We start from the raw sequence: 14,831 nt of genomic DNA on the forward strand, positions 1-14,831 counted from the left end.
AGTGGCTCCTTTCAATCGATGTTACGAGAACGAGAATAATAATGAGTGTGGTGGACATAAAAGTAGGAATAAAGCCGAGGTCTGCGGAAAAGAGCAGACCTCAACTTGACAAATAATATTACAATGATCACTGGAGTTTAGGAATGTTTGCAAAAATGGTTTCGCCGAGCGGGCCTTGCTCGCTAGCGTATTTTTTTGCGGTATCTTTGACAGCCTCTCGCCATACATCCCGATCCTCAATTTGTATGAATTCGATACCAGCTTCCTTGAGAAATTCGATGGATTCATTTAGGTTCTTTTCTGAAAGCTCGTTCTGGTAGGAAACACTCTGCTCAACGGCATCGGCAATCAGTACCTGCGTATTTTCGGACAGATTGTTCCAGGCATCCAAATTGTAGGTGACATACAGAGCGGGGAAAACATGCTCGGTTTCAATGTAATACTTAGCTTGTTCGAAAAATTTTTGGTTGCGTACGATGTCGATCGTGCCTTCCATGGCAGCAATGGCGTTAGTTTGAAGTGACGTGTAGACATCGCCGAGAGGCATGGTCACAGATTGCATACCTAAGGCGGTTATGCATTCTATGTAAATTGGGGAGCTAGGGGTGCGCATCTTGAGGCCGGAAGCATCTTCGAAAGAATTGATCGGCGTGGAAGACAGGATTTGACGGGTCGATGCGTCGTTAAAAACGCCGAGCAGCTTGAAGCCTTCATCCTGCATCGCCTGGTCAATATCCGTCCAGACAGAATCGAGCGTTGCGTTAAGTTCATCGTTGGAGTCGAAGGCAAAGAAGGATTCCAGTACGGCGAGTTCGGGAACATATAAGCCGATGCCGGCAGTGCCAGAAAACAACATTTCGATCGAACCGTCTTTCTGGGCCTGAATATGGTTCTGCTCGCTGCCGAGTGTGCCGCCGTGGAAGATGTCAACGGTGATATTACCACCGCTGCCTTCCTCTACCAGCTCCTTGAAATAGTTGAGCGCCTGACCCTGTGAGGTTTCTTCGTTGTAGGGGTTGCCATAGCGGATGGTGATCTTTTCAAAGCCATTGTCGCCAACTTCGGCAGAGGGACTATTTCCACCGTCACATGCCGTGAAAACTGAAATAATGAGCGATAAGCAGAGCAGAACAGAAACCTTTTTTAGCATTCTTTTCATAGTAATTCTCCTTCATTTTCATATTTAGGCTGCGCCAAGCAACAGATTTGGCAGCGAAGTCACAAGGGGCGGGAAAAGGATGACTAATATTGTCACGATCAGCAGTGTGATAAGGAAGGGGATCAACTGCGGGATGATCTTTGTCATAGATATCTTGCCGATTGTCGTCGTGACAAATAGGATGCCGCCAACCGGAGGGGTGACTGCACCGATCATACAGATGATAACGAAAATCAGACCGAAGTGAACAGGATCGATTCCGACATTCGCAGCTACTGCAGTAAATGTGGCAGAGAACATAATAACCATCGGGGTGACATCAACGAACATGCCCAGAATAAAGATGAAAGCGATGATGATCAACATGGTGGCAAGCTGCGTTGAGGCAATGCTTGCCATGATGTCGACGACCAGTTCCTGAAAGTGTGCGCGTACAAGCACATTAGAGAAGATGCCGGAGATGGCAAGAAGAGTGAAGATCGTGCAGGTGGAGTGCGCAGCATTGCGGGCAACCTCCAGAATATCGCCGACCGAACGGATTGTGCGATAGGCAAAGCCGAGGATGAGCGAAAGCAGGCAGAGCAGCGCACCAGCCTCCGAAGCAGTACTCCAGCCAAGCACGATAGCAATAAAGGTAAATGCGGGCAGCAGTAGAGCGGTCCAACCGTGCTTCAACGCTGACAGTAGTTTATTCCAAGAAAATGGTTCAGTTTCCTGACGGAACCCTTTCTTGATACAGATGAAACGGCCGACAACCATCAGCGCCAGACCAATGATGATGCCGGGTACGACACCGCCGATGAATAGGCGGGATACCGAGGTGTTGGTGTAATAGCCAAACAGGATCAGCAGCGTGCTGGGAGGAATGATCGGTCCAACCACATTAGCGCAGGAAGTCAGCGAAATCGCGTACTCCTTGCTGTAGCCGCGTTTTTCCATATCGGGAATCAGACTGACACCCAGTGCAGCGGCACAGGCTGTGCCGGAGCCCGAGATACTTGCCATCATCATCGCGGCAAGCACGTTGACATAGGTCAGACCGCCTTTAAGCGAACCCACGATCGCTTCAGCAAGATCGAGAATACGCTTGGTGATGCCGGCTTTGTTCATCAGTTCACCGGCAAAGATAAAGAACGGGATCGCCATCAGCGGGAACGAGTCTACGCCGGAAAAGGTCTGGGATGGCAGCAACGTAAGCGGCACGCCGAGATCGAAAATAAAAATACAGGATAAACTGGCCAGACCGATACTGACCGCAACAGGAACGCCAATAATAATCAGCAGAAGCAGGATCGCAAAAATCGAAAGGCAAATCACCATGCCGATTCACCTCCGTTGCCGCTTTTGTTTAGCAATAATTCAAATATCACGCTGACACATTCCAGAATGACAAAAAAAGATCCGACAGGAATTGCCATATAAGGGTAGAATACGCTGATCTGCAGTACGCCGGTGACCTGACTGCGATTAATAATTGCAGAACGAAGACCATACCAGAATAAAAGAGCAAAAAACAGGGTGATGAGAACAAGAATCAAAATGGAAAGTGCCTTGCGGCCATTTCCCGGCAGCTTATCGGAAAGCAGAGTCAAACGGGTCTGCAATCCTTTACGCATGCCAATACCGATTAGCAGCATGGTGGCCCAAATCATGGTATACCGTGTGACTTCCTCAGCCCAGACTACCTGCAAGTTCAGACTGAAGGTGCGGTCAATGACACTGATACAGGTTGATAATGTGGACACAATGAATAGGATAGCTGCGATTGTGGATAGCACAAAGTCAGTGTGTTTTCGTATGGTTTTGAGCATAGACAGTCCTCCATTTTTGTTATGGCGAAATGATGGATACCTATAATTGGTATTCTTGAACAGAAAGAATAAAAACACTCGGTATACCATAAAATGCACAAATATCCGAAAACTCCATGACATTAATCTTAATATCACATGATCGGGGTAACTGTCAATAAAAAGCATAGAAAAAATCTTTGCTTTGTGAAGATTGTAAAAATACACTTAAAAAATACTGTGAAAAAAGACAAGTAAAAGCTGTACAGATAAAAAACAAGCGCCGCAGCACTGCCGCGGCGCTTGTTTTGGCTATCAGTCGTGGCCATCGCTGGTCAGCGAGGCGGGAACAGATAGGATGCATGAGCAGGATTGAAAAAGCCTATCCTTATCCAGAATGCGAATGGAATGGCGGGTAGTGGAAATGATTTTTTCGGATCGCAGTTCGCTGAGGATACGCGAGACATTGGCGCGTGTTACACCGACCGCTCGACCAATCTCCTCATGCGTCAGCGTGATAGGCAAGCCTGCTGAATGCTGGTCAGAAAAAGCAGTTGTCCACAAAAAACTGCAAATTTTAACCTTGACAGAGTCAAAAACTTGACTTGCAATGTCGTAATTCAGCAGTGCAGTATATCTGGCATAAGCGTCGATCATGGCAAATGGAATAGCCGGATATTCTTCCATCAGAGCACGGAACGCAACCTTGGGGATTTGCAGCAGTTCGATGTCAGTCACAGCGGTTACTTCAAGGAAATAATCCATATTGGTGGACTCAAACGAGAAGTACAAAGGGAAAATTGTACCCTTGCCACGAAAGGTAGAGAGCTTTTCATCGCCGTTAGAATGCCGCAAAGTATAAGCAGCGGAACCTTGCAAGATATAGTAGCAATATTTGCTGCGATCGTTGAACAAATCAAGGATTAGATCCTTGGCAGCATATCGTATGTGAGTATGAAATCGCTCGAGCAAAAGCGGCTCAAAACGCAAAAAATCCCCTGACAGAAGAAACTTGGGCGTAAACATATCGGCTACCTCCTTTTTTGTTATTTTACGGTTCCATAATTTTGTTGTCAAGCTGAGAAGATATGAAGATATACAATAAAATACCAAATATTATAATAAACGATTCTGCTTGATTAAAAATTATTGTGAAATCAGCACAAAAAGTGGAAGGGAAAATTTACTGTTTAATGTGTTCTGGAGTACAGAGGTTTGAAAGCGCGGTGTCTATAATGAGAGGCAAGAACAGAACAGATTAAAAACACTGCACAAATATTCGGAACGGTTCACTGCCATAAAAATTTGGTATCAGCAGCATTGAGTAACTCCATGGATGTACTAAACAAAATCATGGATGGAAAGAAAGGAAGTTGACAAGAATGAACTATTTGATCACAGGCGGACGCGGATTTATTGGCTGCCATATTATGCGGCAGCTTAAACAGCAGGGACATAACGTGATCTGCATTGCGCACAATCTCGAGAAGACCTCGATGCACGAGGTGCTGACACCGGAAGAGATCGCGCAGATTACGATTATTGAAGGCCAGTTGAATGATCTCGACTTCTTGATCAAGACCATTCAGGATCATAAGATCGAAAAGATCATCCACGAAGGTGCAATGCTTGGGGACGCCTGTGAAAAAGATCCGATCGCAGGCGCGCAGATCAATATTGTCGGCACAATGAAGGTGTTTGAAGCGGCGCGGCTGACCGGCGTCAAACGTGTGGTCTGGGCGAGTTCGCAGTCGATTTTCGGCACACCGGATTACTACAAGGAACTGTATGGTGTCGATTTGATTCCGAATGACGTTGCGCTCAACCCTAAACTGGTCTACGGCGGCACGAAGACGTTCTGCGAATTCATCGCAAAGTGGTATTACGAAAATTACGGTCTGGAAACAATCGGCCTGCGGTACTGCATGGTGTTTGGCGTAGGTCGTCAGCGTGGCGCAGGACAGTTCGCAACCGAACTGATCAACAAGCCGGCTATGGGGCTGCCGGGCGTGGTAGAAAACGGTGATACAGCACCCTGCTGGATCTATGCAGATGACGCGGCGCGCGCAACCATCATTGCCAGCCAGTGTCCCAATCCGAAAACGCGTAATTTCACGATTGGCGGTGATATTACATCGTTGGCAGATATCAGGGATTACATTTTGACGCTGCTTCCGGATGCACAAATTGAACTGAAACCAGGTGTGTTCCCCTCTGCATATAATTTGGATGTATCTCAGGCGGAGAAGGAACTGGGCTTTAAGTGTGAATATTCGGTATTCGAGGGTGTGCGGAAGACAATCAACATCATCCGTGAAAAGCGCGGTCTGGAGCCGGTTTGATCCCCGTCCGCGGGTACAGTGCAGAAAGGATAATGGCGACATGAATAAATACTTTTTAACCGAGGAACAGGAAAATTTCCGCAACAAGGTACGCGACTTTGCGCTGACCGAATTGGCGCCCCATGTGTCCGAGCTTGACCAGAACGATCGCCCGTTCCCAGCCGAACTGATGCGTAAGGCGGCTGAAATCGGTTTGCTCGGCATCACAATGCCTAAGGAGTATGGCGGTCTTGGCGCGGACACGATCTCCCAGATGATCGCTATTGAGGAGCTGCACCGTGTCAGCCCGGGTTTTGCACAGTGTATTCAGGGACATGCAGGCCTGGCCTCCATCCTGCTGCATCTGGCAGGTACGGACGAGCAGAAGAAAAAGTGGTTAATTCCGGCGGTCAAGGGCGAAAATTTCTGTTCGTTCGCCTTGACGGAAAAGGACGCGGGTTCGGATTCGGCGGCCATCCAGACAACGGCAGTGCTCGATGGCGATGAGTGGGTCCTTAACGGCTCCAAACGATGGATTGCAAACTTTAATGCGGGCGGCTTCTTTGTAGTCGCTGCGAAAACCGATATGCAGGCCAAGGCCAGCCGCAGCATCAGCATGTTCTGCGTGGACGCTTCAGCCCCTGGACTGAAGCTCAGCGAGGCATACCGGAAGCTGGGCTGTCGGGCCTCGCCCTGCGGAACGCTGGAGTTCGAAAACTGCCGCATCCCGCGCGATTGCCTGATCGGTGAACAGAACAGGGGTTTCCCGATGATGATGCAGGGTATTGACATCGGCCGGCTGGGGATTGCGGCGGCGGCTATCGGCATCGCGCAGGAGGCTTATACACGCTCGGTTGCATATGCCAAGCAGCGCGTGCAGTTCGGAAAGCCCATTTGCGAGCAGCAGGTCATCGCATTCTATCTGGCTGAAATGGCTATGGAGATTGATATTGCGCGCACCATGCTGTACCGTGCCAGCCGTCTGCGTGATATGGGTATGGATTATTCGTCCGAGGCGGCGGCGGTCAAGGTGTTTGCCACTGAAATGGGGGTGCGCACCGCCGAGAAAGCCATCCAGATTCACGGCGGCAACGGATACAGCGAGGAATATGTGGTGGAAATGCTGTGGCGCGATGCCAAGCTGATGACGCTTGGTGAAGGCACGACGGAAATCTGTAAGCTGGTTCTTTCCCGCCAGTGCCTAAAAGGGAATTACGGAGAATAAGAGGTGAAGATGATGCATGCATTGGAAGGAATGACGGTCCTCGACCTGACACGGTTTATCGCGGGGCCGTTTGCAACCATGACGCTGGCCGACTTTGGCGCCCGTGTCATTAAAATTGAAAATCCCAACGAGCCGGATGGCAACCGCGCCCAGGGGCCGTATGTCGATGTAGAGGGCGAAGCGTTCAGCGCGTGGTTTGCCCAGATGAATCGCAACAAGGAGGGCATGACGCTCAATTTGAAGGATCCGGAAGCAAAAAAGCTGTTTCTCAAGATGGTGGAAAAGGCCGATGTGGTCATTGAAAACTTCCGCGCCGGCACAATGGATAAGCTGGGACTGGGGTATGACGTGCTGCGGCAGGCCAATCCCAAGATTATCTATGCGGCGATGTCCGGTTACGGACAGGACGGCCCGTATAAGACCTGGCCGTCGTTTGACGGATCGGGTCAGGCGATGAGCGGTCTGTGGTCGCTCAACGGCTATGTCGATCAGCCACCCGTGCGTATGGGTACGGCCATCGCAGACTATGTGACCGGTTTTTACGGTGCAATCGCGGTGCTGACCGCCTATGTACATAGGATGAAGACCGGCGAGGGGCAGATGATTGATTTGGCGCAGCTCGACTCCACGCTGACCGTCACCGAAGCCGCAGTGGTCGGTTACACGGCGGGCGGTGAGGTCGAAGGTACCAAGGGCAACGAAGCGCCCCGCGTCCGTCCCTACAGCATGTATCCCTGCAAGGACGGCTATGTGTTCTTCGGCGCGTATACTGACAACCTGTGGAAAAAGGCGGCTCGTTTCTTTGGCGATACCGAGGCCGAGACCGATCCTGATTTCTGTACGACCGAGCGGCGGTATGATAATGCGATTTTCCGCAGCAAGGTGGAGCCGCGCATCATCGAGTGGTTCTCCCAATATACCAAGCAGGAACTGCTTGAAGGCCTGTCCGCGCAGGTGCCGCTCAATCCGATCAAGACCATTAAGGAAGCGGTTGAGGATCCGCAGATCAACCATCGGGGCATGATCGTGGATATCCCGCATCATGACGCTTCCATCCGGATGTATGGCCAGCCCATCAAAATGAGCAAAACGCCGGCCGAGATGCGGCGCGGCGCGCCCAAGGTAGGGGAGGATAACCAAGCGCTGTTTGCAGAGTTCTTTGGCTGTACGCCGGCGCAGGTTGCACAGCTCAAGGAAAACCATACGATTTAAATGGACAGGGGTGAAAACATGTCTGAAAAGAACCAGGCGGTCACATGGGAAACCGCGGCCGAGTGGATTGGGAAAGAATTGCCGCCCAACCGAAGCGTAGACGAGATGAATAAAACCTGGATCCGCTGGTGGCTGGAGGTCATTGAATTTGACTGCCCGCTGCATTACGACGAGGAGGTCGCCCGGCAGTACGGCCACAAGGGAATCATTGCGCCGGTCGCGATGACCATTTCAGCGGCGCTGCCGCCTTACTGGGACTACGGCGACGCGCACACAACCATGCAGGATCCGCCGAAACTGGCGCCGTTTGAGGGTGCGCGCATCCCGTCGCCCGGCAAGCGCAATTTTGCCACCGATTATGAATTTGAGTTTTACGAAGATCTGGAGCCGGGCGATACGGTGTACAGCGTGGCCAAGCTGACTGAAATCAAGCCGAAGAAGCTGCGTGTCGGCGACGGCGCGTTCCTGACGATGGAAAAGACCTACCGCTCGACCGAGCAGAAGCTGCTGGCGATCGGCCGCAATACCATCTTCAAATTTGACGTGGCGGAGGAGGCGGAAGCATGAGCAAAACGTATACGGACGTTCGTTATGAGGATGTCAGCGTCGGCATGGAGATCCCCGAAGTGCATTTTCCGCTGACCAGCCAGAAGATGGTGATGTTTGCCGGCGTCAACCGTGATTTTTCGCCCATCCACACCGACAGCGCGTACGCCCGTCAGGACGGCGCCAAGGATATGTACGCCAACAGTATGCTGATTATCGCGCTGTTCGAGCGCATGCTGCGCGAGTGGGCGGGCCTTGCGGCTAAGATCAAAAAAATCGGGCCGTTCCGCATGAAGAAATTCACCTGCGTGGGCAATGTGATGGTCTTCAAGGGTACGGTATGCAGCAAGTACATCGACGAGCAGGGGAATAAGACAGTAGAACTGGATGTTTTCGTGGAAACCGAGGAGGACGGTACCACGGTAGTAGGCAAGTCAATGGTCGTTTTGCAGTAATGCAGGGCGCTGTTAATAAAAAATGAAATGCTATAAGGAGGAACAAAAACAAATGAAAAAGTATGTCAGAATCGGCGGCGGCAGCGCTGGTGCGGAAGACCGTATCGACGCGGCGTTGGATTTGATCGAGAAAGGGAATATCGACTACATCTGCTTTGATTCGCTGTCCGAGTCCGAGCTTTCCCTGATTGCCGCGCACCAGGAGGCCAACCCGGGCGCAAAGGGCTACGACGTGTTCCTGGAAATGAAAATGATGCAGATTCTCAAACCATGCGCGGACAACGGCGTCAAGATCGTCGGCAATATGGGCGGCACCGATCCGGTTGCGGGCGCGGAGCTGATTGTCGAGTGCGCCAAGAAGCTGGGTATCAAGAAGCTCAAGGTCGCCGCGTGCGTGGGCGACAACGTTGTGGAGTTGTGCAAGGATCTGGACCTCTACACTGTCGAGGGCAACAAGCGCATCCGCGACTTTGGCGACAAGCTGGTTACGGCGAATGCCTATGTATCGGCCGACCACATCACCGAGGCGCTCGATAACGGCGCGGACGTGGTCATTACCGGCCGCGTAGGCGACGCCGCGATGTTCCTGGGGCCGCTGCGCCATGAGTTCGGCTGGAAAAACGACGAGTGGGATAAGCTGTCGGCCGGTATCTGTGTCGGCCACCTGCTCGAGTGCGGCGCACAGTCCACGGGCGGCTTCTACGCCGATCCGCCGTACCGCGTAGTACCCGACCTGGATACCATGGGCTATCCGATTGCGGAGGTCTATCCGGATGGCAGCTTCAAGATCACCAAGCCGGAAGGCACAGGCGGCATGGTCACCCCGCAGACCTGCACCGCGCAGATGCTTTACGAAACCCATGACCCGCGCCACTACATCGAGGCCGACGTCATCACCGATTTCGCCGATATGCATTTTGAGCAGGAGTCCAAGGACGTGGTCAAGCAGACCGGCGTGATCAAGGGCATGCCCAAGCCGGAACTGCTCAAGGTTTCCATGGGCGTGCGCGAGGGCTGGCTCGGCTCGACCATCGTCTTTTATGCCGGTCCCGGCGCGGCTGAGCGCGGCAAGCTGGCGCAGGATATCCTCAACAAGCGCCTGGCGCGCGTGCTGAAGAGTCCGGAAGCCGAGTATCAGGTTGTGGTGACCGGTCTGGACGGTATTTATCTGGACGCGCCCGGCGTGCCGAAGAACCTCGAGCCGTGGGAAGTCGGCGTGCGCACGGCGGTTCGCTCCCCGCTGTACGAGGACGCGATGACCGGCGCCCGCGAAGGCTCGACCACGCTCATCACCAGCGGCCCTGCGTCTCCGGCCGGCAAGCAGCGCCAGTATGAGATGAAGGAAATCGTGGGCTATTATCATACGTTCATCCCGCGTGAAAAGGTATCCATTTCGATTGAGTACAGAGAGGTGTAAGACAATGAAAGTAATGCTTCGTGAAGTTTGCGGTTCCCGCGCAGGGGATAAGGGAGATATCAGCAATGTCGGCATCTTCTGCTATGACCACAAGTTCTACGACGTGGTCAAGAAGGAAATCACGGCCGAGCGTGTCAAGGAGTTCTTTAAGGGCATTGTCAAAGGCGAGGTTGCGCGCTATGAACTGCCCGGCCTGGACGCGTTCCAGTTCGTGATGCAGGAGGCCCTGGACGGCGGCACCACGCGCTCGCTGCGTTTGGATGCTTACGGCAAGGCGCTCAGCGGCTACATCCTGGCTATGGAGCTGGAGGTTCCGGACGAGCTGCTGGCCAAGTGAGGCAGTGATCTAAAATATCTAATGATGGGCGGATGCTGCTATCGGGAAAGGGTAGAAGCATTCGCCCATTTGTTTGGAAGGAGCGATAATATGCGGAGATTTCAGTTCGGCTTTTGTTCGTGGTACACGCCTGTGCCAGGCCCGTATTCGATGGACTTGATTGGTGATATGGGCTATGACGGTGTGCAGATCAGTGATCTGGGGGGCGAAAGCCAGGCTTATCCGCTTAACAACGCACATATTCAACATGGATTTCTGGAGGCCGCCAAACGCAACAATATGACTATCCAGATGGTGAACCTGCTCGCACTTGGTACGGGCGGAAACATGAAGTGCGCGCAGCAGAGTGAAAAGGGCGCTCTGGCGATCGAATCGATTAAAAAAGGCGTGGATGCCTGTGCAGAAATGGGTATCGAAACAGCATTTGTGCCATGCGTGTTCGGCGGCAGTATCAACAATGAGTTCGATATGGATATGGTAGCGCAGTATCTTAAAATAGGCTGTGCTTATGCGGAAGAACGTGGCGTAACGCTGCTGCTCGAGAGCTTCCTCGGCTATGACAGGACTATGCGGTTACACGAAAAAGCAGATGGCTGTTTCCGTTTGTGCTATGATTCGCTCAACCCGTACAAATACGGCTTCGGCGACACGGTGCAGGAATTGCGGCAGTACGGCACGGATATGATCCATACTATCCACATTAAGGATTGCATGGAAAACTATCAGGAGGCCGAGGCGATCGGCAAGGGTTGTGGTCGTTTCCAAGAGATAGCTGAATGTATTCTGAAGATTGGCTATAAGGGATGGATCGTCAACGAGAACAATTATTTTGTCGGTCCGCAGGCAAAGAGCCGTGACCCAATGGAGATCATCCGGCAGGACCGGATCACATTGGCAGAGGCGTTTGCGGTGTAAGGTGCAGCATAAAAAGCTCCTTTCACGGGTTTGCTCCCGCGAAAGGAGCTTTTCTGTTGGATTCCATTGAACAGGGAATTGCGGTTCTGATGGTATGCCTTACAGAGTTAATGTGTTCCTCCATTGTTTTAACAGCTCCATCTTTATCGCTTTATTCGATTGCATTTAAGATAGCCTTATGTTCTGAGATGGCGTTTTTTGTTTTTTGCCATATTGTCACCAGTTTGGTGAGAAGACGGCGAGAAATAATGGTTACCGCAAGACGCTTGCCGGCAAGGAGGATCAGGAAATCTTCAGCGGCCTGCTTTTTTGCGATTCCCTTACAGCGGGCTGCCCCAAACTTCTGTTTTGCCGCCGTACTTATTATGAAGATTCCGGATGGCGAACAAATAACCACCGCTCACATATACACAAAGTTCATCAAATCCAGTGTACTGAATGAGGATACTGACACTTCACTTTCTATATGTAGGCATCGCAGCGTCCCCCATAGAAAGAGTCAGTGTGTAGGTAGAAATTTTGCAATTTATTTTGTGATATATTCACAATATAAATTCATATATAGTGTGTTTTATAGCACATAAAAACAAAAATCTTGATGCTATAATGAACCCATCAAGCGAGGGAGAGAGGCGTTAGACTTGTTAAGGAGAATGCCGCAACGCGTGGCGCTTTACATAGCGGGTTTGCTCTCGATGGCAGTCGGCGTAGTGTTATCGATTAAAGCAGGGCTGGGGATTTCACCGTTCGACAGCATGTGTTATGCATTCAGCACAGTATGCGGTGTAGAACTGAGCAATATGCTGAATATCGTGTTTATGGCTTGCATCGGTATACAGGCATTTATCCTGCGGCACGAGTTTCAACTGATGAATCTAACGCAAATTATTTGGTCTTTGGTGTTCAGCTATTTTATAGAGCTAACCGAATGGATAATGGAGGAGGTGATATTCACCAGCTATCCGATACGGCTGGTTGTTCTGGCGATCAGCATTTCCTTGATCGCGCTGGGCATCGAACTATATACGAACGTTGGGCTAATCCCGATGCCGAGCGATGGGCTGGTGCTCTGTCTCTGTCACAGTTTGGGTGGAGTGCCTTATCACAAGGTGAAGATCGTGTTTGACTGCACTGCAGTGTGCATTGGCGTGGTGGTCGCGGTGCTTACGACTGGTCAGGTGGTCGGCGTGCGCGAGGGTACCGTGCTCACTGCGATTATGCTGGGGCCAACGACCAGAATACTGCGGCGGCCAGCCCTGCAGTTTATACATGCGATTTGCCGTGGTTCGGAGACAAGTGCAATGATATCGAGGAACTGCGGTGAATGATTTTTAACCACAGAAAGGAAGCGAAAACGCAATGAAAGAAAAAGTAAAAGTAGCAGCAGTGCAAGCGTCCCCCATTTTTCTAAATCTGGATGCGACGGTCGAAAAGGCGGCCGGTATCATTGAGGAAGCGGCCAAGAATGGTGCAGAACTAATTGCATTTCCGGAAGCGTTTTTCCCGGGTTACCCGTATTGGATCTGGGTAGGCGATGTTGGTTCACAGCTTGAGGAATTCTGGGTGCGTTTTTACAAAAACGCTGTAGAGATACCGGGTCCGGCCGTTTCTAAGTTAAGCGAGGCAGCGCGTAAGAATAATATCATGGTTTGCGCTTCGGTGACTGAACGTGACGGCGGTTCTCTGTATCTGACCCAGCTGTGGTTTGATAAAGAAGGCAATTTGATGGGTAAGCATCGTAAGCTGCGTCCAACCAATGCCGAGCGTATTATTTGGGGTGACGGGGACGGCAGCATGATGCCGGTATTCGATACCGAAATCGGCCGGCTGGGAGGCTTGCAGTGCTGGGAGCATCTGATGCCAGCTAATGCGGTAGTGATGGACTCGATGAATGAACAAATTCACGTCGCGGCATATCCGGGATTTGCGTGGGACGAGAACTCGATTTTCGCCGCAGGCTGCTGCCACACCACAACCAAGTATTACGCGATGGCGACAGGCACTTATGTTTTGCTGACATCGGAGTGCCTGTCCGAGGAAACGGTTGAGGCTATTGTTGGCGGCGATGAGCGTAAGCGCAATATGTACAAGCCTGGCTATGGCGCAGGTGCGCGGATCATTGATCCGCACGGTTTTGTCATCAGTGAGTACGCCGATCCGCATACCGAGGGCATCGCTTACGCGGACATTAATCTGGATGAAACGATTAAGTGTAAGTACAAGATTGACACAGCGGGACATTACTCCAAGGGCAATGTTGTCAGCATTCGGTTTAACCGGAATCCGCAGAAAGCAGTCATGGAGGTAGGCGAAGAAACCGATTATTCCATCCCTTATGAGAAGCTGAATGAAAAGTAAGTAATTAATTTTTATACGAAAGAGGAAGAAACTATGAAAGCAAACATCGCATTTATGCACGGACCGAAGGACCTGCGCATTGAGAACGTAGAGGTGCCGGAACTGAAGCCGAACCAGATTCTGGTCAAAACCAAGGCTTGCGGCATCTGTGGCTCGGATGTACACTGCTACCTTGGTGAGTCGGCAGAGGGGCGCTATGATATCGCACCTTATACCCCGGGCCACGAGGTTGGCGGCCAGGTCGTCGCCATCGGTTCGGGCGTCACCACATTCAAGGAGGGCGACAAGGTAACGGCGGAGTGCGTGCTGGCTTGCGGCCACTGCGCCAACTGCAAGGAGGGCCTGATGCCGTCCGCGTGCCTGAACTTCCGTGAGCTGGGCTTCCGTCCGGATTCCCCCGGCGGCATGGGCGAATACTTCGTCATCGAAGAGGAATACGCATATAAGATTCCGGATGACTGGTCCTATGACTGGGGCGCGTGGGTCGAGACGTTCTCGATCGGCTATTTCGGCATCTGGGGCAACGGCGGCTATATTGACGCATCGGATTATGCGCTGATCATGGGCGCGGGACCGGTCGGCCTGTCGGCGGCGATGGTTGCCAAGACCTCGGGCGCGAAGGTGGTTGTCTCCGATGTTAATGCGGTACGCCGCGAGCGTGCGCTCAAGTTCGGCGCGGACGTCGTACTCAACCCGCTGGACGAGGACTACTACGAGCAGATCAAGGCGGCAACCGATGGCCACGGTCCGTCTGTAATCGCGGAGGCGTCGGGCAGCAATGCGGCGCTGGCAGCGATCTTTGACGTAGCAGGCCATAGCTGCCGCGTGAATCTGATCGGCCACTCGATCGGCCGCAAGGTGCCGGTGGAGATCGGCAAGACGATCTGGAGCACCCTGAAGATCAAGGGCTCGGGCGGCACCAAGAACTGGATGCAGCGCACGATCCGCTTCATGAATGCGATCAAGGATCGGTATAACTTCGACGAGCTGACCACCCACCACATCCCGTTTATGGAGCTGGACAAGGGCATGGATCTCGCGATCAATCATCCGGAGGAAGCCTTTAAGGTTATGCTCACCTTTGAGGACTGATTCT

At 51.9% G+C, this 14,831-nt stretch carries 15 protein-coding genes; 11 read left to right on the forward strand and 4 right to left on the reverse strand.

Translation table 11 applies throughout. From position 1 onward, the window contains the following. Positions 1–127: 127 nt before the first annotated feature. The 4 genes from ACYQ3S_RS12725 to ACYQ3S_RS12740 all read right to left on the reverse strand — a co-directional run bounded on the left by ACYQ3S_RS12725 (position 128) and on the right by ACYQ3S_RS12740 (position 3,975). The gene (locus ACYQ3S_RS12725; protein ID WP_459689591.1) at positions 128–1,159 is read right to left on the reverse strand and encodes a TRAP transporter substrate-binding protein; all 1,032 of its coding nucleotides are present in this window, start codon (positions 1,157–1,159) and stop codon (positions 128–130) included. A gap of 24 nt (positions 1,160–1,183) precedes the next feature. Further along, the gene (locus tag ACYQ3S_RS12730; protein ID WP_459689593.1) at positions 1,184–2,479 is read right to left on the reverse strand and encodes a TRAP transporter large permease; all 1,296 of its coding nucleotides are present in this window, start codon (positions 2,477–2,479) and stop codon (positions 1,184–1,186) included. Beyond that, a complete protein-coding gene (locus ACYQ3S_RS12735) occupies positions 2,473–2,970 on the reverse strand; it encodes a TRAP transporter small permease (protein WP_459689594.1) in 498 nt (165 codons plus the stop codon). Before ACYQ3S_RS12735 ends, ACYQ3S_RS12730 begins: the two co-directional genes overlap by 7 nt. A gap of 294 nt (positions 2,971–3,264) precedes the next feature. After that, positions 3,265–3,975 carry a Crp/Fnr family transcriptional regulator gene (locus tag ACYQ3S_RS12740; RefSeq protein WP_459689595.1) on the reverse strand — a complete coding sequence of 237 codons (711 nt, stop codon included), beginning with the start codon at positions 3,973–3,975 and terminating at the stop codon, positions 3,265–3,267. A 356-nt stretch (positions 3,976–4,331) separates the two neighbouring features. On the opposite strand from ACYQ3S_RS12740, the gene ACYQ3S_RS12745 reads away from it, so the two are divergent. From ACYQ3S_RS12745 to ACYQ3S_RS12795, 11 genes are all read left to right on the forward strand, one after another. Further along, entirely contained in the window at positions 4,332–5,291 is a 960-nt protein-coding gene (locus tag ACYQ3S_RS12745; RefSeq protein WP_459689597.1) for an NAD-dependent epimerase/dehydratase family protein, read from the forward strand. Positions 5,292–5,331: 40 nt separating this feature from the next. Beyond that, a complete protein-coding gene (locus tag ACYQ3S_RS12750) occupies positions 5,332–6,495 on the forward strand; it encodes an acyl-CoA dehydrogenase family protein (RefSeq protein WP_459689598.1) in 1,164 nt (387 codons plus the stop codon). Positions 6,496–6,504: 9 nt separating this feature from the next. Further along, positions 6,505–7,707: a CaiB/BaiF CoA transferase family protein gene (locus tag ACYQ3S_RS12755; RefSeq protein WP_459689600.1), complete on the forward strand. Its 1,203-nt coding sequence runs from the start codon at positions 6,505–6,507 to the stop codon at positions 7,705–7,707. Between the two features lie 18 nt (positions 7,708–7,725). Further along, positions 7,726–8,274, forward strand: coding sequence for an FAS1-like dehydratase domain-containing protein (locus tag ACYQ3S_RS12760; RefSeq protein WP_459689602.1), 549 nt, complete (start codon positions 7,726–7,728; stop codon positions 8,272–8,274). After that, positions 8,271–8,708, forward strand: a complete 438-nt coding sequence (locus ACYQ3S_RS12765) for a MaoC/PaaZ C-terminal domain-containing protein (protein ID WP_459689603.1) — start codon at positions 8,271–8,273, stop codon at positions 8,706–8,708. The genes ACYQ3S_RS12760 and ACYQ3S_RS12765 overlap by 4 nt, the downstream gene beginning before the upstream one ends. 52 nt (positions 8,709–8,760) lie before the next feature. Next, complete coding sequence (locus ACYQ3S_RS12770) at positions 8,761–10,125, forward strand: acyclic terpene utilization AtuA family protein (RefSeq protein ID WP_459689604.1); 1,365 nt, start codon at positions 8,761–8,763, stop codon at positions 10,123–10,125. Positions 10,126–10,129: 4 nt separating this feature from the next. After that, positions 10,130–10,462: an AtuA-related protein gene (locus tag ACYQ3S_RS12775; RefSeq protein ID WP_459689606.1), complete on the forward strand. Its 333-nt coding sequence runs from the start codon at positions 10,130–10,132 to the stop codon at positions 10,460–10,462. Between the two features lie 90 nt (positions 10,463–10,552). Then, positions 10,553–11,377: a sugar phosphate isomerase/epimerase family protein gene (locus tag ACYQ3S_RS12780; RefSeq protein ID WP_459689607.1), complete on the forward strand. Its 825-nt coding sequence runs from the start codon at positions 10,553–10,555 to the stop codon at positions 11,375–11,377. 653 nt (positions 11,378–12,030) lie between these two features. Then, complete coding sequence (locus ACYQ3S_RS12785) at positions 12,031–12,705, forward strand: YczE/YyaS/YitT family protein (RefSeq protein ID WP_459689609.1); 675 nt, start codon at positions 12,031–12,033, stop codon at positions 12,703–12,705. A 31-nt stretch (positions 12,706–12,736) separates the two neighbouring features. Further along, positions 12,737–13,735: a carbon-nitrogen hydrolase family protein gene (locus ACYQ3S_RS12790; RefSeq protein ID WP_459689611.1), complete on the forward strand. Its 999-nt coding sequence runs from the start codon at positions 12,737–12,739 to the stop codon at positions 13,733–13,735. A gap of 33 nt (positions 13,736–13,768) precedes the next feature. Continuing rightward, complete coding sequence (locus tag ACYQ3S_RS12795) at positions 13,769–14,827, forward strand: zinc-dependent alcohol dehydrogenase (protein WP_459689613.1); 1,059 nt, start codon at positions 13,769–13,771, stop codon at positions 14,825–14,827. Positions 14,828–14,831: the final 4 nt, after the last annotated feature.

Source organism: Agathobaculum sp. TL06 (assembly GCF_054658635.1).